Raw genomic sequence first — 20,634 nt, 5'->3', positions numbered from 1 at the left:
ACCCATACGGCAGCGACGCCGGCACGGTCGCATGGGTATTTGGGGAACAGAGAAAGCGCCGGGGCGCGCCCCATGGCGCGCCCACGCCCGTTTCACGGTTTCTCGAATACTCCCGCCGACGCCGCCGCCAACGCGACGCCGCAGACGGTCAGGCGGCCCTTTCGACCGCCGCGACGATGTTCTCGACCACCTCGCGCAGCACCGTCTCGTCCTCGGCCTCGGCCATGACCCGGATCAATGGCTCGGTGCCGGACTTGCGGATCAGCACCCGGCCGCAGCCGTTCAGCCGCGCCTCGGCCCGCGCGATCTCGGTCTGGACGCTATCCTGGGACAGCGGATCGGCACCCTGGGCATAGCGCACGTTCTTGAGGAGTTGCGGCACCGGCTCGAACTGCGCCACCAGGTCCGAGGCACGCCGGCCGCTGTCCGCCAGCGCCGCCAGGAATTGCAGGCTGGCGATCAGCCCGTCGCCGGTGGTGGCGTAGTCGGTCATCACGATATGGCCCGACTGCTCGCCGCCCAGGTTGAAGCCTGCGCCGCGCATCCGCTCGACCACGTAGCGGTCGCCGACGGCGGTGCGCTCCAGCCGCAGCCCGCGGCTTTGCAGGAAGCGTTCCAGCCCCAGGTTCGACATCACCGTCGCCACCAGCGCGCCGCCGCGCAGCCGGCCCTGCGCCGCCCAGCGGTCGGCCAGCAGCGCCATGATCTGGTCGCCATCCGCCACCTGGCCCTTTTCGTCCACGATCATCACCCGGTCGGCATCGCCGTCCAGGCTGATGCCCATGTCGGCGCCATGTTCCAGCACCGCGCGGGCGCAGGCCTCGGGATGGGTCGAGCCCAGCCCGTCGTTGATATTGTGCCCGTTCGGGGAAACCCCCAGCGGGATCACCTCGGCGCCCAGTTCCCACAGCACGTCCGGCGCGGCGCGATAGGCGGCGCCGTTGGCGCAATCCACCACCACCTTCAGCCCCTCCAGCCGCTGGCCCGAGGGGAAGGTGGTCTTGGCATATTCGACATAGCGCCCGCGCCCGTCGTCGATGCGCTTGGCGCGGCCGATGTTCTGCGGCTGGGCCGGGACGATCTCGCCCGCGACGATGGATTCGATCTCGGCCTCGGCCTCGTCGGACAGCTTGAAGCCGTCGGGGCCGAAGAACTTGATGCCGTTGTCCTGCGCCGGGTTGTGGCTAGCCGAGATCATGATGCCGACATCCGCCCGCATGGACCGCGTCAGATAGCCCACCGCCGGCGTCGGCACCGGGCCCAGGAGCAGCACGTTCATGCCGGTCGAGGTCAGCCCCGCCGTCAGCGCGTTTTCCAGCATGTAGCCCGACAGGCGCGTGTCCTTGCCGATGACGACGCGGTGGTGATCCTCGCCGTTGCGGCGGAAATAGCGGCCGGCGGCGGCACCCAGGCGCAGCGCCATCTCGGCCGTCATCGGATGGGTATTGGCGCGGCCCCGGACGCCGTCGGTGCCGAAAAGTTTCCTGCTCATCTTGCCCCGCTCATCTTGTCTATATGGTCACGGCCCGCCAGAGGGCGAGGCCCTGCCTTGTTTCTGCCACGTCATGGACGCGGTGGATCTGTATGCCCTGCGCGATCCCGTAGAGTGTTACCGCCAGCGTCCCCGGCACCCGGTCCGCCGGCCGCTCGGCCCCGCCGATGCCGCCGATGAACCGCTTGCGCGACACCCCCAGCAGCACGGCGCAGCCCAGCCCGTGATAGACCGAGATCCGCCGCAGGATGGCCAGATTATGCTCTTGCGTCTTGCCGAAACCAATGCCCGGATCGATCACGATCCTGTCGCGCGGGATGCCCGCCGCCTCGGCCCGCGCGATGCGCTCGGCCAGCGCGTCATAGACGTCCAGCAGCACGTCGCCATAGCTCGGGTTGTCCTGCATCGTCTCGGGGATGCCCTGGGCGTGCATCAGGCAGACCGGCACGCCCGCCGCGGCCACCGTCCCGGCCATGGCCGGGTCGAAGTCGAAGCCCGAGACATCGTTGACCAGCCCCGCCCCGGCTGCGATGGCGGCCCGCGCCACCTCGGCCTTGCGGGTATCGACCGAGATCGCCGCCAGGCCACGGCCCGCGACGATGGCGGGGGCGAGGCGGGCGATTTCCTCGGCCACCGGCACCTCGCGCGCGCCGGGCCGGGTCGATTCGCCGCCGATGTCCAGGATCTCGGCCCCCTGTGCGGCCAGCAACCGCGCCTGCTCGGCCCCGTCATAGGCGCCACCGTCCGAGAAGCTGTCGGGCGTGGCATTGACGATGCCCATGATGCGCGGCCGGTCCAGGGACAGGCCCAGCAGCGGCGCGCGGGGCGCGGTCAGCGCCGCCAGCACCGCATCCGGGGCGCGGTCCACCACGCGCGGCGCCTCGCCGCGGCGCAAAAGCTCGCATTGCGAGAAACGCACCCAGCCGCCGGCCAGCTGCCAGCGGCCCGTCTCAGATGGGATGGGGCGGAAGTAATCGGTCATGCCTTGCGTCTCTACGCCGGCGCACGGCCGATTCAAGCACGAAGATCAAAGACGTGCGGTCGGAATGCAAAAACCTGCCGGCACCGCCGGCTGGGCGGCGCCCTCGGGCAGCGCCCAGTCGAGGCAGCTTGCCCCCAGCCGCTCGGCCAGCCACAGCGCCAGCGCCTGCGGCTCGGCCGCCAGCCCGGCCACGTCGCGCACCATGCGCGCGGGCGCCCAGACCACGGCGCGGCCTTCGGTCGCGGCCCAGTCCAGCTCAGTGCGGCTGTCGGCCACGGTCAGCCCCAGCCGGCCGGCCAGGGCCCAGGCGGCCTGGTCCAGCGCCAGCAGCGCGATCTCGCGCAGGTTGCCGCCCTGCGGCAGCGGCAGGCCCGGCGCATCGGGAACCAGCGCCACCGCGCCCTCGGGCAGGGCCAGGTCGCGGCCGTGAAAGACCACCCGGATCGGCGCCCGGACCTGGTCGGCCTCGACCCGCGCCTGGCGGCGCACCAGCGTCACCCCCAGCGCGCCGGGGATGCGGTCCAGCTTCTCGACCGTGACCGAAACCTGCGCCGCGCGCGGATGCGCCAGGATCTGCGCCGCGATCTTCTCGGCCAGCGTCTCGAGCAGGTCATAGCGGCGATCCGCCAGCCCGGCCGCCACGGCGCCGGTCAGGATGTCATAGGAAAGGATCCGGTCCACCTCGTCGTTGACGCCGACGACATGGGTCGCCAGTTCCACGTCGATGTTGAAGCGCAGGCGCTGCGGCTGGCCGCGTTCGGTCTGGAACGCGCCGATCTCGGCCGAAAGGATATAGTCGCGCAGGTGGATACGGTCAGGCTGGTCCATGCCGCCCGTGTTTTCAGGAAAACGGCCCCGCCGCAAGGGACAGGGCCGCGCATGGCATGGCAGATTTGCGTCGCCGCCTAGGTCGCCGCCTCAGTTCGAGGCCAGCCGGCGATCCGAACGGTAGAAGGTATGGCTGCCGATCCGAATCGTGCGCTCGAACCGCTTGGACCAGGAGGGGCTGACGCCGCGGGCGTGGAAATAGGTCGCGCCGTTGGTCAGGGTGCGCGGCGCGCCGGCCAGGGCGGCCATGGCCACCCTTTGCACCCTGGCGTAGGTGCCCTTTTCGCGGATGCGGGCGTTCTTGTTATAGGTGAACTGGCCGCGCTGGTTCACCACGCCGCAGACGGTCTTGGGAAACCGCGGATGATCGACGCGGTTCAGGATCACCTCGGCCACGGCCTGCTGGCCCTGGACGCCCTCGCCGCGGGCCTCGAAATACAGCGCCTCGGACAGGCATTGCAGATCGGCGGGATTGATCTGGACGGTCGCCTGGCGCGTCGCGCGGCCGGACTTGGTTTCATAAGCGACCTGGTGCTTGCCGTCGGCCATGGCCGGAGTGGTTGCGACAGGGGAAAGGGCGACAGCCACACACACGGAAACGCGCGCCAGCCATGACTTGCTAATCGACATGTTGGTCCTGTTTTCGGTCCGGGCCCGGCCCGGTCTGGTTCGTCGGAAGGTCCGCCCGAGGGGTGCCCCGTGGGCGGCGGTCTGGCGTTAAAGGCCCGAAACAGGGCGGGCCGATCCAGCCCACATGGACGTGAGGGACGCGATTCGCTTGAAATCAAACGATTTTGGCGGAAACCCGCCGACGACAAAACGGCCAACGGGCAGATTCCGGCCAAAACCGGCTGGTCCTAGGACTCCGTCCCGGCCGCCGATTCCGCCTCTTCCCGGCCCATGAGAATCGATTCCTGCGCCGCAGCGAGCCGCGCCACCGGCACCCGGAAGGGCGAGCAGGAAACGTAGTTCACCCCGGCCCGCAGGCAGAAGGCGATGGATTCGGGGTTGCCGCCATGTTCGCCGCAGACCGAAATGGTGATATCGGGCTTGTGGCTGCGGGCGCGCTCGGTGCCGATGGCGACCAGCTCGCCCACCCCGTCGCGGTCGAGGATGTGGAACGGATCCTCGGAATAGACGCCCTGGTTGACATAGGTGCCCATGAAGCGGCCGGCGTCGTCGCGCGACAGCCCATAGGTCATCTGCGTCAAGTCGTTGGTGCCAAAGGACAAGAAGGCCGAATGTTCCGCGATGTCGCCGGCGCGCAGCGCGGCGCGCGGCGTCTCGACCATCACGCCCAGGCGATAGGTGAAATCCTTGCGCGTCTCGTTCCTGACGGCAGCGGCGACCGCGTCGATGCGGTTCTTGACCAGCTCGACCTCGCGCCGGGCGCTGACCAGCGGGATCATGATCTCGGGCACCACCGGGTCGCCGTTGTGGCTGGCCTCGATGGTGGCCTCGAAGATGGCGCGGGCCTGCATGTCATAGATCTCGGGCACGGTGATGCCCAGCCGCACGCCGCGCATGCCCAGCATCGGGTTGAATTCCGACAGCGCCTCGACCCGGCGGGTCACGTCCGACAAGGGCAGGTCCAGCGATTCGGCAAGTTCCCGCATGCCTTCGCGGTCATGTGGCAAAAATTCGTGCAGCGGCGGGTCGAACAGGCGGATGGTGACGGGCAGCCCGGCCATGATCTCGAACAGCGCCGCGAAATCGCTGCGCTGCATCGGCAAGAGGCGTTCCAGCGACAGGCGCCGGTCCTCGGGCTTGCCGGCGAAGATCATCTCGCGCATGGCCGGCAGGCGCTCGTCGTCGAAGAACATGTGCTCGGTGCGGCACAGGCCGATGCCCTGGGCGTTGAACATGCGGGCGGTGCGGGCGTCCTCGGGCGTGTCGGCATTGGCGCGGATCCTGATGCGGCAATGCGCGTCGGCCCATTCCAGAAGCTGGGTGAAGCTTTCGTCCAGCGCCGGCTCCAACATCTCGGCGGCGCCGGCCAGCACCTCGCCCGAGGTGCCGTCGATGGTGATCTCCTCGCCCTCGTGGAACAGCCTTCCGCCGACCAGCATGGTGCGGGCGCGGGTGTCGATCGAGATGCCGCTGGCGCCGACGATGCAGGGCAGGCCGATGCCGCGGGCGATCACCGCGGCATGGCTGGTCATGCCGCCGCGCTCGGTCAGCACGGCGACGGCGGCATGCATGCCGCGGATGTCCTCGGGCACGGTCTCGCGGCGCACCAGCACGCAGCGCTCGCCCCGCGCCTCGGAGGCCTGGGCGGCGGCGGCGGTAAAAACCATGCGCCCGGTGGCGGCGCCGGGGCTGGCATTGATGCCGCGGGCGATCACGTCGCGGGGCGCGCGCGGATCGACCTGGTGGTGCAGCAGGTCCGACAGGGCCCGCGGCTCGACCCGCATCACCGCCTCTTCGGCCGGGATGATGCCGTCGCGGGCCAGCGCCACGGCGATGCGCACGCTGGCGCGCGAGCTGCGGCTGACCCGCACCGCGTCGATGATCGCAAGCCGGCTGTCCGAGACGACGAATTCGATCTGCATCTCTTCGCGCAAGCGTTCGCGGGCGGCGACGCCGAAGCGGACCAGATCGGCAAAGACCTCGGGCGCGGCTTCCTCCAGCGAGGGGCCGCGCGGGTCGCGGGTCAGGTAGAGCGTTTCCGCCCCCTCGCCCTTGGAGCGGCCCTGGGTCTGGCCGCGGAACCGGCCGGTCAGGCGCGGCGCGCCGGTCACGCTGTCGATGAACTGGATGGTGCCCGAGCCGGTGACGCCCGGCCCGATGGCCAGCGCCATGTCCTGCACCACCAGCCCCAGCGGCGCATTGGCCGGCGCGCCCTTGGCCTGGCGCAAAAGCCGCGCAGTCGGCCCGTCCCAGGCGCGCGCCATGCTGCGTAGCACCTCGGCCAGCTGCCGGGTCGGGTCCTGGGGGAATTCCTCGTCGGTCTCGTCCTCATAGGCGCGCAGGGCGGCGGCAAGCCCGCCCTCGCTGTCCGAGAACATGTCGGGGTCCAGCCTTGCGACATGGATGGCATAGGATTGCACGAAGCCCAGGTAGATCGCATCCGCCGCCGCCTGGCCGCGGCTTTTCACCAGCCGGGCGTGGCATTCGTGGTTGATGCCCACGTTCAGCACCGTGCCCGGCCCGCCCCAGGCCGGGTTCATCGCCGAGGGCCGCACGCTGACCAGCCCGTCGGCGCGCTCGATGATGGCGGCAAGACGGGCGCGGTCGGGCATCTGGCCGGCGGCGATGGCGCGCACCGCCTCGGCCGACAGCGCGAAGCTGGTCGGCACCGGCAGTTCCATGCGGATCAGGCGCTGCAGGCATTTCGCGCGCCAGCCGTGGCGTGCGGTCTGGATCCCCGCCGAGGGGGTGATTTCGACGATGGCACCTAGGTCTGTCAGCGCGGTCATGATGCCGTCACATTAGGCATGGCCGGCGCATTGCTGCAAGTGCGAAGAACAGCAGGTGGTGCGGCGGGCCGGGGGGCTCTGCCCCCCGCGCCTCCTGCGCCCCTCGACGGGGCGCCGGAGGCGCTCCCCCCGGAGTATTTTTGCAACGGAGAAAAGGGGGTCAGCCCTCGATCCGGCCGAAATCCGCGACCAGCCGGCCGGCTTCGCGGATGCGCGAGAGCAGGTTCAGCCGGTTGCGGCGGGTGATCTGGTTGTCGGTGTTGATCTGCACCGCCTCGAAGAAGGCGTCGATGGGCGCGCGCAGGCTGGCGATGCCCTGGGTCGCAGCCTGGAAATCCTCGAGCCGCACCGCCTCGCGGATCGCCGGTTCCGCCTTGTCGAGAGCGGCGAACAGGCTGCGTTCCTCGTCGGTCTCGGCAAATTTCGGATCGGCGCCGAAGCTGTATTCGACGCCGTCCTTCTCTTCGGCCTGGGCGAGGATGTTGCCGGCGCGCTTGAGCCCCTGCAGCAGGTTGGTGCCGTCCGCGGTCTTGAGCACGTCGTTCAGCGCGGTGGCGCGGTTGACCAGCAGCACCAAGTCGTCGCTGCCGGGCATGTTCAGCACCGCGTCGATGATGTCGTGGCGGATGCCCTGGTCGCGCAGGTGGACTTTCAGGCGGTCGTGGAAGAAGGCGAGGAGGTCGGCGGAACAGGCTATATCGCCTTCTTTTAGAACACCTGTGACTTTCGCCGCAATCAAAGCCGAAACCGCTTCGAGTTCGACATTCGACTCCTGCAATCTTCGCGCTGCGAATAGCTGTGATAGAATAGCATCAAGCGATACTCGCACCCCGTTCACCAGCACCAGCCGGATCACCCCCAGCGCGGCGCGGCGCAGCGCGAAGGGGTCTTTCGAGCCGGTGGGCTTTTCGTCGATGGCCCAGAAGCCGGTCAGCGTGTCGAGCTTGTCGGCCAGCGCCACCGCCACCGACACCGGCGCCGAGGGCACCGCGTCCGAGGGGCCGAGCGGCGAGTAATGGTCGCGGGCGGCGTCGGCCACCGGCTCGGGCAGGCCGGCCGCCAGCGCGTAATAGCGGCCCATGGTGCCCTGCAGTTCCGGGAACTCGCCCACCATGGCCGAGCGCAGGTCGAGCTTGGCCACCCTGGCCGCCTGTTCCGCCTGGTCCGGGTCGGCACCGACCAGCGGCGCGATCTCGCGCGCCAGCGCCGCGATGCGGGCGATGCGGTCGGCCTGGCTACCGAGCTTGCTCTGGAACGTCACCGAACGCAGCCCCTCGGCCCAGTCCTGCATGCCCGCTTTCGCCTCGCGCAGGTCATTGTCCCAGAAGAAGGCCGCGTCCGACAGCCGCGCCGCCAGCACGCGCTGGTTGCCTTTCAGGATCGTCTCGCCATGGTCGGGGGTCTCGATATTCGCCACGGTGACGAAGCCCTCGATGCGGCCGGTCCTGGGATTGCGGGCCGAGAAGAACTTCTGGTGTTCCTTCATCGAGGTTTGCAGCACCTCGGGCGGCAGCGCCAGGAAGCGGTCCTCGATGGCGCCCATCAGGGCCACCGGCCATTCGACCAGGCCCGCGACCTCGGAAAGCAGGCCCTCGTCCGGCACGATCTCCCAGCCGCGGGCGAAGGCGAGGTTCGCCGCCTCCTGCCGGATCGCCGCCTCGCGTTCGGCGGGGTCCAGCATGACGCGGGCGCGGCGCAGCTTGGCGGCGTAGTCCTCGAAGCCCGAGACGGTGATCTGATCCGGCGCCATGAAGCGGTGGCCGCGGGTGGTGGCACCGGCGCGGATGCCCTCGATCTCCAGCGGCACCACGCTGGCGCCGGATTCGTCCGAGAGCAGGCAGATGATCGAATGCAGCGGCCGCACCCAGCGCAGGGATCCCGAGCCCCAGCGCATCGACTTGGGCCAGGGGAAATCGCGGATCGTGCGCTCCAGCACCTCGGCCACGATCTCGGCGGCGGGACGGCCGGGCTTGGCGACCACCGCGAACCAGACCTGGCCCTTCTTGTCGTCGCGCGCCTCCAGCTGCTCGCGGGCCAGGCCGGTCGAGCGCAGGAAGCCCTCCAGCGCCGCCTGGGGCGCGTCGGTGCGGGGGCCCTTGCGTTCCTCGCGCGTGGTCGGGCTTTCCGCGGTCAGCCCCTCGACGGCCAGCACCAGCCGGCGCGGGGTCGAGAAGGCGCCGGCCGAGCGATAGGTCAGGCCCGCCTCGACCAGCCCGTCGGTGACGCGCTTCTTCAGATCCTCGCGGGCGCGGGCCTGCATCCGCGCCGGTATCTCCTCCGAGAAAAGCTCGATCAGAAGGTCGGGCATCAGTCCATCACTCCGCGTTCGGGGGTCTTGTCGTTGAATTGGTGCCAGGCAAAGGCGCGGCCGTCGGGATAGACCACGATCACCCGGTCCACGTCGGGGCGGATCTCGGCCTGGCCCAGCACGGCGCGGGCCGCGCCCGATTCCAGGTCGGCGGTCAGCGCCCTGGCGGAATAGCACTTGAACCAGCCCGGCCCGTTCAGCGGCGTCGCACCGGCATAGGGCGCGGCATCGGCCAGCTCGGCCGGGTCCAGCGTGAAGCAGGCGCGATAGCGGATGGGCGAGCTTGTGGCGTCGATGGCCTTGAAATCCGCGACCGCGACCGGATGTGTCGCGCCCTGCGCATCGGTGACGACGATGTCCTGCGCGCCGCTGATCTCGTCCACCTGGTCGTAGAAGCCATAGACCTGCAGATACCAGACGGCCAGGCCGGCCATGACGGCCACCAGCACCAGCATCGAGGCGACGATCTTGCCCGAGCTCATGCCGCCCCTCCCCCTACCGCGCCAGCCGCCTCGGTGGTCACGAACAGGTCGGCGCAGCGTTTCGCCAGCGCCCGGACGCGGCCGATATAGGCCTGGCGCTCCGTGACCGAGATCACGCCGCGCGCATCGAGCAGGTTGAACAGGTGGCTGGCCTTGATCGCCTGGTCATAGGCCGGATGCGCCATCGGGATGCGGCGCCCGGCGCCGTCCGTGTCCGCGGCGGCCAGGATGCGGTCGCATTCCGCCTCGGCATCCTTGAAATGCTGCAGCAGCATGTCCGTATCGGCCTGTTCGAAGTTCCAGCGGGAATATTCGCGCTCGGCCTGGCGGAAGACGTCGCCATAGCTCAGCGGGATCGGGCTGCCGGGCGGGTTGAAGGGCATGTCCATCACATGCTCGACCCCCAGCACATACATCGCCAGCCGCTCCAGCCCATAGGTCAGCTCGCCCGAGACCGGGCGGCAGTCATGCCCGCCGACCTGCTGGAAATAGGTGAACTGGCTGACTTCCATGCCGTCGCACCAGACCTCCCAGCCCAGGCCCCAGGCGCCCAGCGTCGGGCTTTCCCAGTCGTCCTCGACGAAGCGTACGTCGTGGATCATCGGGTCCAGGCCGATGGCCGCAAGGCTGCCCAGGTAAAGCTCCTGCAGGTTCGGCGGCGAGGGTTTGATGATGACCTGATACTGGTAGTAGTGCTGCAGGCGGTTCGGGTTCTCGCCATAGCGGCCGTCGGTCGGGCGGCGCGAGGGCTGGACATAGGCCGCGGCCCAGGGCCGGGCGCCGAGGCTGCGCAGCGTGGTCGCCGGGTGGAAGGTGCCGGCGCCGACCTCCATGTCATAGGGTTGCAGCACCGCGCAGCCCTGTGCGGCCCAATAGGATTGCAGGCGCAGGATCACGTCCTGGAAGCAGACGGGTTTCGCCGTCTGATTGTCCTTTGGGCTGGTCATCGGGGCTTCCTTCGGCATAACTGGCAGGAAATGTCTGCCGCCTTCTAGGCAGAGGGCGGCGCAGGGTCAATGAGAGGGACATGCCCATGCGGCGCTTTGCATTCGTCATCGGTGCGGCTCTGCCGCTGTCTCTGGGCTTTGCGGCGCAGGCCGAGGACGTGGTGATCCGCATCGAGGCCAAGCGCGGCGCCGACGCCGCGGCCGCCACCGCCCGGAACTGGGGCGCGGAGTTCCCCGATGTCGTGACCTTCCCGCTGGCCGACGGCTGGGTCGGCATCGCACTTGGCCCGATGCCGCGCGAAGAGGCGGCGGCGCGGCTGGAACAGCTGAAGCAGCAGCGCAAGGTGCCGGGCGACAGCTTCCTGGCCGCCGCCGAGGGGCGCGAACTGACGCGCATCGGCGACGCAGCGCCCACCGAACCCCCCGCCGATCCCCAGGCGACGACGTCCGGCGGCAATGCCTCGACCTTCCCCCAGGCCCAGCCCGCGACCGCAGGGGACGAGCCCGTCCCCGGCGACCTGGCCGGCAAGGCTGCGACCCCGACCGCCGATGCCGGCGCCTTGGCAGAACCCGAACCCGCGCCCGAGCAGTTCTTCCTGCGCCTCGAATCCACCACCGACCGCGCGCGGGCCGAGGAATTGCTGGCGAAATGGCGCGAGACCCTGCCCGAGGCCGGGCTGTGGACCCTGCCGGGCGGCCGGCTGACCATCGGCTTTGGCCCGATGGACCGGGCGACCGGCACCGCCTGGCTTCAGGCGTTCCGGGATGCGGGCGCGGTGCCCAAGGACGCCTTCCTCGCGCCGGGCGAGGAGATGGGCGAGATCGCGATCATCGGCAAGGTGCCGGACCTGGGCGCCCCCCCTGCCCCGGACGCGGCGCCGGTGCCCATGCCGCCGCTAGAGGAGATCCAGCGCGCCCTGCGTTGGGCCGGCCATTACGACGGGGGCATCGACGGCAAGGACGGCCCCAAGACCCGCGCCGCCATCGCCGAGGAAATCGTGCGCCTGCGCGCCTCGCCCGATACCGCGACCGCCATGGCCGAACTGATCCGCCGCCGCGAAGCCTGGCGGGCCGAGATGGGCCTGGCCGAGCTGCGCGACGCCCATACCGGCCTGATGCTGCCCGCGCCGATGGAGAAGCTGCAATTCGACCGGGCCGAGCGCGCGCTGTCGATCTATGGGCCCAAGGACGGCTCGGGCGCGGCGCTGATCCTGTTCTCGCAGCCCGGCGGCCAGCAAGAGATGCTGGACCTCGCCGGCCTCGTCACCGCGCTCGGCTGGGTGCCGGCGCCCGAGCGCAAGGTGGAACGCGGCAGCGTCACGCTGGACGGGCGCAACCAGACCCATATCGGCCATGCCGAAGGCCGGGTGGTCGACGGCCGGGTGCAGGGCTTCGTGCTGATCTGGCCGATCTCGGACCCCGAGGACCAGCACCGGCTGGCGGCCGAGATCTCGGACAACCTGGCCCGCTTCGCCCCCGGCGCCACCGAGGCCGGGCCCGAGGCGCCCGCCATCGCCCCGGCGATCGCGCAGGACTAGCCGCGCCAGAACCGCGGCAGCAGCAGCACCAGCACCGAGATCAGCTCCAGCCGGCCCAGATACATCCCCCAGATCATCAGCCATTTCGAGGCGGTGGGAAAATTCGTCACCGCCCCCTCGGGCGTCAGCTCCGGCCCCCAGACCACGCCGACATTGGCGATCGCGGTCCAGGCCGCGGTCAGCGCCGTGCGCGGATGCAGCCCGGTCAGCGCCAGCCCGACGATCAGCAGGCCGAAGCTGAGGATGAACAGGGTAAAGAAGGCCATCACCGAATCGACCACGTCCTCTTCCAGCGGGCGGCCGCCATAAAGCAGCGGAAACACCCGGTGCGGCGACTGCATGCGCTTGAGCTGCGCCCTGACCGCCTGGAACAGCACCAGATAGCGGAACACCTTGACCGAACACGAGGTCGAGCCGGTACAGCCGCCGATCAGCCCGACCACGATCAGCACGACAAAGGGGAAATGCCCCCATTGCGTCACGTCGGTCGAGGCGAAGCCGGTGCCCGAAAAGGTCGAGACGACGTTGAACGTGGTCTCGCGGATCACGTCGAAGGGGTTCTTCGCCTCGAGCCACAACAGCCGGTAAAGCACCACCAGCGCGATGGCATAGAAGGTCCAGCGCAGATAGGCGCGGACCTGGATGTCGCGCCAGATCGGCTCGGCCGAGCCGCGGATCAGCTGCACCATGCGGATGAAGGGGATCGAGGCCAGGATCATGAAGAAGGCGGCGGCATATTCCGCCGGCCCGATGAAGGGCGCGAAACTGGCGTCGTAATTGGAAAAGCCCCCCGTGGAACAGGTGGACAGCGCCAGCACCAGCGCATCGAAGCCCTTCATGCCCAGCAGGATATAGACCACCATGCAGCTTGCGGTCATGGCGATGTAGACCCCGGTCATCTCGCGCGCGATATCGAAGGCGCGGGGCAGGATCTTGCCCAGCGTGTCGAAGCCTTCCGAGCGAAAGAACTGCATGCCGCCGACCTTCATCACCGGCAGGAAGATCATGGCGACGACGATGATCCCCAGCCCCCCCGCCCAGTTCAGGAAGGCCCGCCACAGGTTGGTGCCCTTGGGCAGGTTGTCGAGATCGGGGAATGCGGTGGTGCCGGTGGTGGTGACGCCCGACATGGCCTCGAAATAGGCGTCGGTGAAGCCGACCTGCGGCGCGCCCAGCATGAAGGGCAGCGCGCCGGCCACCGGCACCACCAGCCACAGCATCGCGGTCAGCAGGAACACCTGCTGGATGGTCAGCGACTTGTCCTTTTGCCGCGTGGACAGCGCCACCAGCCCGCCGGCCAGCATGGTCAGGATGCCGCATTCCAGGAAGATCAGCCAATGCGGGTCGCCATGCCACCAATCGACCAGCATGGGCAGCGCCATCGCCGTCCCCAGCGTGACGACGACCTTGCCGACGATATTGGCCACGGGACGGATATCGATCATGCCGCCCTGCTTGCCCCGCCGCCCCGCAGGCGTCAAGCGCGCGACGCTTGCACGAACCCGCGCCACCCCCTATAGAAAGGCGCGACGCGGGTGTAGCTCAATGGTAGAGCAGCAGCCTTCCAAGCTGAATACGTGGGTTCGATTCCCATCACCCGCTCCACCCCTTCCCCGCATGCCGCACCGCCCGCCCGAAACCGGCTTTCTCCGTTTCCCAAATACTCCGGGGGGAGCGCCTCACGCGCCCCATCAAGGGGCGCATGAGGCGCGGGGGGCAGAGCCCCCCGACCGCCGCGCCCTTCCGTTCCCGCCCGCAAGGCCCTATATCCTGCGGGCAACTTTGCCCGACGCGCCGAAAGGAAGCCCATGTCCCGGAAAGCCATGCAGCGCCTGTCCTTCTTTCTGCTGATGGGCCTGACGCTCTATGCCTCCTTCCTGGGCGCGGGCTGAGGGGGCGGCGATGGCAAGGCGTTTCGGCGGCCGCTTCTCGCCGCAGCCCCGGCCGGACGGCACCGGCCCGCGCCCGCCCGCGCGCCCCGCACCGGGCGAGATCCGGCATCCGCTGGAATCGCGCACGCGCTGGGTCACGATCATGGCGGCCCCCTTTCTCATCAGCGCCTTCTGGCAGGATCCGGCCGGGCTTGCCCTGCACCTGATCGCCTTCGGCACCATCGCCTCGGGCATGTGGATGACACGCCAGGGGCTGCAGGCCGAGGCCGCCTATGACGCCCGCCGCATCGCCCGCCGCCCGGCGATCCCGCGCAAGCTCTTCGGCGGCATCCTGACCGGGCTCGGCCTTGCCCTGGGCGCCTATGTGCCGGGCGCCGAGGCCGGCGCCGGGGTGATCGGCGTCGCCGGGGCCATGCTGCACTGGCTCGCCTTCGGCGGCGACCCGATGCGCGACAAGGGCATGGAGGGCATCGACGGCGTCCGCCAGGACCGCGCCCAACGCATCGTCGCCGAGGGCGAGGCGCATCTGAAGGCCATGCAGGACGCCATCCTGCGCAGCGGCGACCGCCGGCTCGAGGCCCGTGTCGGCATGTTCGCCGCCACCGCGCGCGAACTCTTCGCCCATGTCGAGGACAATCCCGACACCATCGCCGCCCTGCGCCGCTATCTCAGCGTCTACCTGCAAGGCGCGCGCGACGCGACGGTCAAGTTCGCCGACCTCTACGCCCAGACCCGCGACCCGCGCGCGCGCCGGGATTACGAGACGCTGCTGGACGACCTGGAAACCGAGTTTGCCGCCCGCAGCGCCAAGCTGCTGGAAGGCGGCCGCAGCGACCTGGACATCGAGATCGGCGTGCTGCGCGACCGGCTGGCACGGGAAGGCGTGCGGCCCCGGCCCGCGCCCGCCGAGCCGGCCGAGCCCGCCGAATTGCCGCGCTCGATGACGCTCGACGACCTGCTGATCCCGCGCGAATCCGACAAGCCGCGCCGCTAGCCATGCCCCGTTTCGCCCTGTTGATCGAATATGACGGCAGCCCCTTTGCCGGCTGGCAGGCCCAGGCCGACCGGCCCAGCGTGCAGGGCGCCATCGAGGCGGCGCTCGGCCGGCTCGATCCCGGTTTCGCGGCCGGGGCGCGGATCGCCGCGGCGGGGCGCACCGATGCCGGGGTCCATGCCACCGGCCAGGTCGCGCATGCCGACCTGCAGCGCGACTGGGATCCCTTCCGGCTGTCCGAGGCGCTGAACTGGCATCTGAAGCCCGCCCCCGTCGCCGTCCTGGCCGCGGCACGGGTGGCGGACGACTTTCACGCCCGCTTCTCGGCGCATGAGCGGCGCTACCTGTTCCGGCTGGTCGCGCGCCGCGCGCCGCTGACCCATGACCGCGGCCGCGCCTGGCAGGTGCAGCACCCCCTGGACCTGGCCGCCATGCGCGCGGGCGCGGCGCATCTGCTGGGCCGGCACGACTTCACCACCTTCCGCTCGACCATGTGCCAGGCGCAGAGCCCGGTGAAGACGCTGGACGAGCTGACCATCCAGGAAACCCCGATCCCGCAGGGTCGCGAATACCGCTTTACCCTGCGGGCGCGGTCCTTCCTGCACAACCAGGTGCGCTCGATCGTCGGCACGCTGGAGCGGGTCGGCGCCGGCGCCTGGCCGCCCGGACGCGTGGCCGAGGCGCTGGCCGCACGCGACCGCGCCGCCTGCGGGCCGGTCTGCCCGCCGCAGGGGCTTTACCTGACCGGGGTCGGCTATGGCACCCCGCCCTTCCCCGAGGCGCTGAACCAAGCCGGCGCCTTCATTTAGGAAACCATGCGATTGCGCCGGCGCTGTCGGTGAGTGCCTTTGACGAGGCGACGGTTTCCTCGCAGCGGGGCGCGATGCGGCGGAAGGGTTTGATCCGGTTGAAGAAAACATGCGACCGTGCGGCGCTTCTTACGGAGACTCCGGCCGGGGGGTGCCTTCCAGCCCGGCTGCGGTGGCGCGCAGATCGCCAAAAATGAACCGGCGCAGGAATCCCTGCCGCATCCGGCAAATCCCTGCCGCATCCGGCATCGGCGATGGCTTGGCAGGGGCCGGCCAGGCCGCAGAGCAATCCCTTGGCCTGCGGGCTACCGGCGCCATGGCCAGGCGTCACTGGGAACCTTGCCGGGCAGGGTGCATCCACCGCGGCATGAACTCTCGTGGTCAGCCCGCCGCGGCACCATCTGCGAGATCGCATCGGCATGAACCCTTGAGATCGGGGCATCGATCGACGGAGATCGGCTCTCAACTCCTTGAAAAGACAACCCCACACCCTGGCGCGAGGCCCGCGGCGGAATCGGGGCAAGCACCCCTCCAGCGCCCCGGCTCCGGCGGCAGGTCACGCCGCGCCACGTGACGCGCCAGCCGCAGAACCGCGTCGATGCCGGAGCCGGTTGTCAGCCCCGCTGCCGCCCCGGTCACCCGCCTTGCCCGGCAGAGGTGGTTCAATCCGCCCCCATTGCCCATCGATCAGGGCTCGCCTGCTCAAGATCGCCCCGGTTCTCGATCCTGAAACAGAGTTCGGGCAAGGTGGGCATCCCCAGATGCAGATGCCCTCTAGCCAGCCGGACCCAGCCTGTCCCAAAGCATGTCCAGCCCCGATCGCATGTCCGTGGCGGCGACGAAGCCCAGCCGGTCGCGCGCGGCCTGCGGACAGCCGCAAGAGGCGCGGATGTCGCCGGGGGGCGCCGGCGCGTGTTCGATGGCGCTGGCCCCCCGCCCCGCGACCGCGTCGATCTGGCGCACCAGATCTAGCAGCGTGGTTTCGACCCCGGTGCAGAGGTTGAAGACCTGGGCGCCCGGCGCCCTCCCGGCCAGGTCGCGGGCGCAAAGCAGGCCCTCGACCACATCGGCGACATAGATGAAATCCCGGCTCTGCTGCCCGTCGCCAAAGATCACATGCGGCCGGTCCGCCAGCCGGTTGGCGCAGAATCGCGAAATCACCCCGGCATAGGGCGAGGCCGCGTCCTGGCGCGGGCCATAGACGTTGAAGAACCGCAGCCCGACCGAAGAAAGGCCGTTCACCGCCGCCATGGCGCCGGCCTGATGCTCGGCGGCCAGCTTGTCGGCGGCATAGGGCGAAATCGGCAGGGGCAGGTCGCTTTCGCGGCAGGTGGCGCCGGCGCGGTTGCCATAGACCGCCGCGGACGAGGCATGGACCACGGGAATGTTGCCGGCCCGGTGCGCGGCGTGCAGCACGGCCATGGTGCCGCCCAGGTTGACGCGATGCGCGGCCATCCAGTCGGTGATGCAAAGCTGCACCGAAACCCGCGCGGCAAGGTGAAAGATGCAGTCCACCCCGGCCAGCAGCCTGCCGACCAGATCGGCATCGCAGACGTCGCCCCGGACCAGCCGCACCTCCGCGGGCAGATTGTCCATCCTGCCGCTGGAGAGATCGTCCAGGACGACGACCTCCTCTCCGCCGGCCAGCAGCCGGTCGACGAGGTGGCTGCCGATGAACCCTGCCCCTCCGGTGACGAGAGCCTTACGCTGCAAGCATTTCCCTTTCCGTTTCCGCGCCGGTGGCGTCAGAATCCTGTAGGCCTAGGATGGATATACCGCCATAACGCCCGGCGGGGGCGGGGGATCCGCGCGCATCGGAAAAATCGCCGGGGGCCTTACTTGCGGCCGCGGCGGCGGGGCCGCTCGTCCTTGTAAAGCACGATCAGCACGGTGCGCCAGATGATCCAAAGGTCCAGCGCCAGCGTCCGGTTCTTCTGGTAGATCAGGTCGATTTTCAGCTTGGTCGGCAGGCAGCGCCGGGCATAGGCGGCCTCGGTCGCCTCGGCGCTCTTGCAGCGGCGCAGGATGCGGTCCTCGTGCCGGTGATAGATCAGCGTCGCCAGCCCGGTGACGCCGGGCCGGCTTTTCAGCACCTGGCCATAGACCGCGGGATAGCGTTCGACATATTCGCGGATGGTCGGGCGCGGGCCGACAAAGCTCATGTCGCCCTTGAGGATGTTGAACAGCTGCGGCAATTCGTCGATGCGGGTGCGGCGCATGAAATGGCCGAGCGGCGTGATGCGCCAGGCCTTGTGCGCGCCGGTGACGCCGAAATCGTCCTGCTGGCACAGCATGGTGCGGAACTTGAGATGGGTGAAGGTCCGCCCCGGCGCCGCCATCCGCGGCGCCGCGTAAAAGATCGGCCGCCCCTGCAAGACCAGCAGGATCAGGGCAAAGACCGCCATGACGATGGACAGCGGCACCAAGGCCACCAGCGCCAGGGTGATGTCGAAGACCCGCTTCGACAGGGGCATGGTGGCCATGGCGGGCGCATGCGCCTGGTCCTTGAACCACGACATCTCGGCTTGGGCCACTGTGGCGAGCCGTGCGATATCGGCTTTTTCCCAGTCCTGGTGAATCGTCACAATTCCGTCCCGCGTTTTGGCGCTGTGGCTACTTCTCCCGCCTACCATAGCACTCGTTAATTTTGAATGAGCGCAAGGGCGAAAACTGTGCCGGACTTGCGCAAGCGTGTCCTTTCGGCCAGTCTTTGCTCATTCCAAGGCAACCGGGGCGGGATTCATGCGGAAATTTCTGGTGGTTCTGGACGATTCCCGCGAATGCCTGAACGCCATCCGCTATGCCGCCCTGCGCGCGGCAAAGACCGGCGGCGGGGTGCAGGTGCTGGCGGTCATCCCCACCACGGCCATCCAGCACGGCATGGGCGTCGCGGACGTGATGCGCGCCGAAGCCTATGAGCGGATCGAGGCGCATTACGAGGTCTTCGCCAAATGGATGCGCGACCGCCCCGGCATCGAGCCCGAGCTGGTGGTGCGCGAGGGCGAGCCGGGCGCCGAGCTTCTGGCCCAGATCCACGACGACCCCGAGATAGGCGTGGTGGTGCTGGCCGCCTCGACCGAAAGCGCGGGGCCGGGGCCGCTGGTCACGCGGCTGATGCGCGAGGTGGCGAACCTGCCCTGCCCCGTCACCATCGTGCCCGGCGACATCTCGCGCGAGCGGCTGGAACAGATCACCTGAGCCGCCCGCTGCGGCGGATGGTCGCGGCACCTGGCGGATACCGCCGGCCCCCCGGCGGCGGCCCTGGGTCATGCGCCGATGGTTTGCGCCGCATTTTCAAGGCCGCCCGTCGGGGATGGGGGCGGCCTCCGACTTGACTTGTCCGCCCTTCGATCCCCATATCCGCCTCAAAGGAGCCCCGCGCCATGTTCATCCAGACCGAAACCACCCCGAACCCCGCGACGCTGAAATTCCTGCCGGGCGAAACCGTCCTGGGCAGCGGCACCGCCGATTTCCCCGCAGCCGAAGCAGCGGCCACCAGCCCTCTGGCGCGCCGCATCTTTGCCGTGCCGGGCGTGACCGGGGTCTTCCTCGGCTCGGATTTCGTGACCGTGACCAAGGCCGACGACGCGGTATGGGACCACCTGAAGCCCTCGGTCCTGGGCGCGATCATGGAGCATTACCAGTCCGGCGCCCCGGCCATCGAGGGCGCATCCGCCGGCGGCCATAACGACCAGGACGGACCGGACGCGGAAATCGTCAGCCAGATCAAGGAGCTGCTGGATACCCGCGTGCGCCCGGCCGTGGCGCAGGACGGCGGCGACATCACCTTCCACGGCTTCGACCGCGGCGTGGTCTACCTGCACATGCAAGGCGCCTGCGCCGGCTGCCCCTCGTCCACGCTGACGCTGAAGATGGGGATCGAGAACCTGCTGCGCCACTACATCCCGGAAGTGACCGAGGTCCGTCCCGTTGGCTGAGCCGCTCTCGCTGGGCTTCGGCACATCGGCCGCGCATTGCGCGGCCGCTTTGCTGCAAGGCGACCGCCTGCTGGTCCAGCACCACGAGGACATGGCCCGCGGCCAGGCCGAGCGGCTGTTTCCGCTGCTTGGCCAGGTGCTGGCCGAGGCGGGCGTCGGCTGGCGCGACCTTTCCGTCATCGGCTGCGGCATCGGGCCGGGCAATTTCACCGGCATCCGCATATCGGTGGCGGCGGCGCGCGGGCTGGCGCTGTCGCTGGGCATCCCCGCCGTCGGCGTCAGCGTGACCGAGGCGGCCGCGCATGGCCTGCCCCGCCCCTGCCGCGTCGCCGTGCCCTCGCGCATGGGCGAGGTGATCTGGCAGGATTTCGGCACCGGCGCCGCCACCCGGCCGCAACAGGCCCCCGCGCATGAATTGCCGCCCGGCCCCGCGCCGCTGCCCGCGGCCATGCCGCTGGCCGAAGCCATCGCCCGCATTGCCGCCGCACGGCGCGACCAGCCGGACCTGCCGCGCCCGGCGCCGATCTATCTGCGCCCGGCCGATGCCGCGCCGGCGCGCGACCGCGGCCCGCTGATCCTGTCATGACGCCCGAGGATCTGGCAGCGCTGCATGGCCGCTGCTTTGCCGCGCATCCGCGGCCCTGGACGGCGGCCGAGTTCCAGGCGCTGCTGGCCGGCCCGCCGAATTTCCTGCTGACCCGGCCGCAGGGCTTCCTGCTGGGCCGTGCCATCGCCGACGAGGCCGAGCTGCTGACGCTGGCCATCGCGCCCGAGGCGCGCCGCCGCGGGCTGGCCTCGGCGCTGCTGGCCGAATTCGCCGCGACGTCACGGACGCGGGGCGCGCGCGAAGCCTTCCTGGAAGTCGCCGCGGACAACGCGGCCGCCATCGCGCTTTATGCCGGCGCAGGCTGGGAAACCCTTGGAAAGCGGCGGAATTATTACGCCCCCGGACTGGATGCGGTGCTGATGCGGCAGGCGCTCTGACCCCAGACAAGATTGTTGACG

General features: G+C 69.7%; 18 protein-coding genes and 1 tRNA gene. 8 read left to right on the top strand and 11 right to left on the bottom strand.

The annotated features are described in order from the left end of the window. Window positions 1–148 precede the first annotated feature (148 nt). The 8 genes from glmM to E3U26_RS10305 form a co-directional block, all read right to left on the bottom strand. Complete coding sequence (glmM, locus tag E3U26_RS10340) at window positions 149–1,492, bottom strand: phosphoglucosamine mutase (protein WP_243783606.1); 1,344 nt, start codon at window positions 1,490–1,492, stop codon at window positions 149–151. Window positions 1,493–1,511: 19 nt separating this feature from the next. After that, complete coding sequence (folP, locus tag E3U26_RS10335; protein WP_243783605.1) at window positions 1,512–2,474, bottom strand: dihydropteroate synthase; 963 nt, start codon at window positions 2,472–2,474, stop codon at window positions 1,512–1,514. A gap of 45 nt (window positions 2,475–2,519) precedes the next feature. Further along, window positions 2,520–3,302, bottom strand: a complete 783-nt coding sequence (locus E3U26_RS10330) for a dihydroneopterin aldolase (RefSeq protein WP_243783604.1) — start codon at window positions 3,300–3,302, stop codon at window positions 2,520–2,522. 90 nt (window positions 3,303–3,392) lie between these two features. Continuing rightward, the gene (locus E3U26_RS10325) at window positions 3,393–3,851 is read right to left on the bottom strand and encodes a cell wall hydrolase (protein ID WP_240540279.1); all 459 of its coding nucleotides are present in this window, start codon (window positions 3,849–3,851) and stop codon (window positions 3,393–3,395) included. 308 nt (window positions 3,852–4,159) lie between these two features. Next, entirely contained in the window at window positions 4,160–6,721 is a 2,562-nt protein-coding gene (locus E3U26_RS10320) for a putative PEP-binding protein (protein ID WP_116223034.1), read from the bottom strand. A gap of 160 nt (window positions 6,722–6,881) precedes the next feature. Next, a complete protein-coding gene (gene glyS, locus E3U26_RS10315; RefSeq protein WP_243783603.1) occupies window positions 6,882–9,029 on the bottom strand; it encodes a glycine--tRNA ligase subunit beta in 2,148 nt (715 codons plus the stop codon). Beyond that, window positions 9,029–9,511, bottom strand: coding sequence for a DUF6446 family protein (locus E3U26_RS10310; RefSeq protein ID WP_011746884.1), 483 nt, complete (start codon window positions 9,509–9,511; stop codon window positions 9,029–9,031). Before E3U26_RS10310 ends, glyS begins: the two co-directional genes overlap by 1 nt. After that, window positions 9,508–10,458 (bottom strand): glycine--tRNA ligase subunit alpha, encoded by a 951-nt coding sequence (locus E3U26_RS10305; RefSeq protein ID WP_114535166.1) that lies wholly within the window; start codon window positions 10,456–10,458, stop codon window positions 9,508–9,510. Before E3U26_RS10305 ends, E3U26_RS10310 begins: the two co-directional genes overlap by 4 nt. A gap of 86 nt (window positions 10,459–10,544) precedes the next feature. Between E3U26_RS10305 and E3U26_RS10300 the strand changes: the two genes are divergently transcribed. Then, a complete protein-coding gene (locus E3U26_RS10300) occupies window positions 10,545–11,996 on the top strand; it encodes a peptidoglycan-binding domain-containing protein (RefSeq protein WP_243783602.1) in 1,452 nt (483 codons plus the stop codon). On the opposite strand, the gene E3U26_RS10295 is transcribed toward E3U26_RS10300, so the two are convergent. Further along, a complete protein-coding gene (locus tag E3U26_RS10295; protein ID WP_243783601.1) occupies window positions 11,993–13,441 on the bottom strand; it encodes a TrkH family potassium uptake protein in 1,449 nt (482 codons plus the stop codon). The two genes, E3U26_RS10300 and E3U26_RS10295, sit on opposite strands and share 4 nt — an antisense overlap. An 86-nt stretch (window positions 13,442–13,527) precedes the next feature. On the opposite strand from E3U26_RS10295, the gene E3U26_RS10290 reads away from it, so the two are divergent. The 3 genes from E3U26_RS10290 to truA all read left to right on the top strand — a co-directional run bounded on the left by E3U26_RS10290 (window position 13,528) and on the right by truA (window position 15,691). Then, window positions 13,528–13,601 (top strand) — tRNA-Gly (locus tag E3U26_RS10290). A gap of 297 nt (window positions 13,602–13,898) precedes the next feature. Continuing rightward, window positions 13,899–14,882 (top strand): 5-bromo-4-chloroindolyl phosphate hydrolysis family protein, encoded by a 984-nt coding sequence (locus E3U26_RS10285; RefSeq protein WP_214273294.1) that lies wholly within the window; start codon window positions 13,899–13,901, stop codon window positions 14,880–14,882. Window positions 14,883–14,884: 2 nt separating this feature from the next. Then, the gene (gene truA / locus E3U26_RS10280; RefSeq protein WP_243783600.1) at window positions 14,885–15,691 is read left to right on the top strand and encodes a tRNA pseudouridine(38-40) synthase TruA; all 807 of its coding nucleotides are present in this window, start codon (window positions 14,885–14,887) and stop codon (window positions 15,689–15,691) included. Window positions 15,692–16,465: 774 nt separating this feature from the next. Here truA and E3U26_RS10275 read toward each other — a convergent pair. Both E3U26_RS10275 and E3U26_RS10270 read right to left on the bottom strand, forming a co-directional pair. Next, complete coding sequence (locus E3U26_RS10275) at window positions 16,466–17,404, bottom strand: NAD-dependent epimerase/dehydratase family protein (protein ID WP_243783599.1); 939 nt, start codon at window positions 17,402–17,404, stop codon at window positions 16,466–16,468. Window positions 17,405–17,526: 122 nt separating this feature from the next. Then, the gene (locus E3U26_RS10270) at window positions 17,527–18,276 is read right to left on the bottom strand and encodes a sugar transferase (protein WP_083538983.1); all 750 of its coding nucleotides are present in this window, start codon (window positions 18,274–18,276) and stop codon (window positions 17,527–17,529) included. A 157-nt stretch (window positions 18,277–18,433) separates the two neighbouring features. Here E3U26_RS10270 and E3U26_RS10265 point away from each other — a divergent pair, with 157 nt between their 5' ends. From E3U26_RS10265 to E3U26_RS10250, 4 genes are all read left to right on the top strand, one after another. After that, entirely contained in the window at window positions 18,434–18,889 is a 456-nt protein-coding gene (locus tag E3U26_RS10265; RefSeq protein WP_036750313.1) for a universal stress protein, read from the top strand. A gap of 185 nt (window positions 18,890–19,074) precedes the next feature. Continuing rightward, complete coding sequence (locus E3U26_RS10260) at window positions 19,075–19,629, top strand: NifU family protein (RefSeq protein WP_036750316.1); 555 nt, start codon at window positions 19,075–19,077, stop codon at window positions 19,627–19,629. Next, window positions 19,622–20,215, top strand: coding sequence for a tRNA (adenosine(37)-N6)-threonylcarbamoyltransferase complex dimerization subunit type 1 TsaB (tsaB, locus tag E3U26_RS10255; protein ID WP_243783598.1), 594 nt, complete (start codon window positions 19,622–19,624; stop codon window positions 20,213–20,215). The genes E3U26_RS10260 and tsaB overlap by 8 nt, the downstream gene beginning before the upstream one ends. Next, on the top strand, window positions 20,212–20,613 hold the full coding sequence (locus E3U26_RS10250) for a GNAT family N-acetyltransferase (protein ID WP_116223041.1): 402 nt from the start codon (window positions 20,212–20,214) through the stop codon (window positions 20,611–20,613). The genes tsaB and E3U26_RS10250 overlap by 4 nt, the downstream gene beginning before the upstream one ends. Window positions 20,614–20,634 lie beyond the last annotated feature (21 nt).

This window comes from Paracoccus ferrooxidans, assembly GCF_029909815.1.
Classification (GTDB): Bacteria; Pseudomonadota; Alphaproteobacteria; order Rhodobacterales; family Rhodobacteraceae; genus Paracoccus; species Paracoccus versutus.
Note: the sequence above shows the minus strand (reverse complement) of the source record. Positions and strands in the feature narration are given on the sequence as shown.

Bases quoted from the DNA above. Each gene is read 5' to 3' on its own strand.
- E3U26_RS10300 (WP_243783602.1), top strand. From the start codon at position 10,545: ATGCGGCGCTTTGCATTCGTCATCGGTGCGGCTCTGCCGCTGTCTCTG.
- truA (WP_243783600.1), top strand. From the start codon at position 14,885: ATGCCCCGTTTCGCCCTGTTGATCGAATATGACGGCAGCCCCTTTGCC.
- E3U26_RS10320 (WP_116223034.1), bottom strand. From the start codon at position 6,721: ATGACCGCGCTGACAGACCTAGGTGCCATCGTCGAAATCACCCCCTCG.
- E3U26_RS10260 (WP_036750316.1), top strand. From the start codon at position 19,075: ATGTTCATCCAGACCGAAACCACCCCGAACCCCGCGACGCTGAAATTC.
- E3U26_RS10305 (WP_114535166.1), bottom strand. From the start codon at position 10,458: ATGACCAGCCCAAAGGACAATCAGACGGCGAAACCCGTCTGCTTCCAG.
- glyS (WP_243783603.1), bottom strand. From the start codon at position 9,029: ATGCCCGACCTTCTGATCGAGCTTTTCTCGGAGGAGATACCGGCGCGG.
- E3U26_RS10295 (WP_243783601.1), bottom strand. From the start codon at position 13,441: ATGATCGATATCCGTCCCGTGGCCAATATCGTCGGCAAGGTCGTCGTC.
- glmM (WP_243783606.1), bottom strand. From the start codon at position 1,492: ATGAGCAGGAAACTTTTCGGCACCGACGGCGTCCGGGGCCGCGCCAAT.
- E3U26_RS10250 (WP_116223041.1), top strand. From the start codon at position 20,212: ATGACGCCCGAGGATCTGGCAGCGCTGCATGGCCGCTGCTTTGCCGCG.
- E3U26_RS10285 (WP_214273294.1), top strand. From the start codon at position 13,899: ATGGCAAGGCGTTTCGGCGGCCGCTTCTCGCCGCAGCCCCGGCCGGAC.
- E3U26_RS10330 (WP_243783604.1), bottom strand. From the start codon at position 3,302: ATGGACCAGCCTGACCGTATCCACCTGCGCGACTATATCCTTTCGGCC.
- E3U26_RS10265 (WP_036750313.1), top strand. From the start codon at position 18,434: ATGCGGAAATTTCTGGTGGTTCTGGACGATTCCCGCGAATGCCTGAAC.
- E3U26_RS10310 (WP_011746884.1), bottom strand. From the start codon at position 9,511: ATGAGCTCGGGCAAGATCGTCGCCTCGATGCTGGTGCTGGTGGCCGTC.
- folP (WP_243783605.1), bottom strand. From the start codon at position 2,474: ATGACCGATTACTTCCGCCCCATCCCATCTGAGACGGGCCGCTGGCAG.
- E3U26_RS10325 (WP_240540279.1), bottom strand. From the start codon at position 3,851: ATGGCCGACGGCAAGCACCAGGTCGCTTATGAAACCAAGTCCGGCCGC.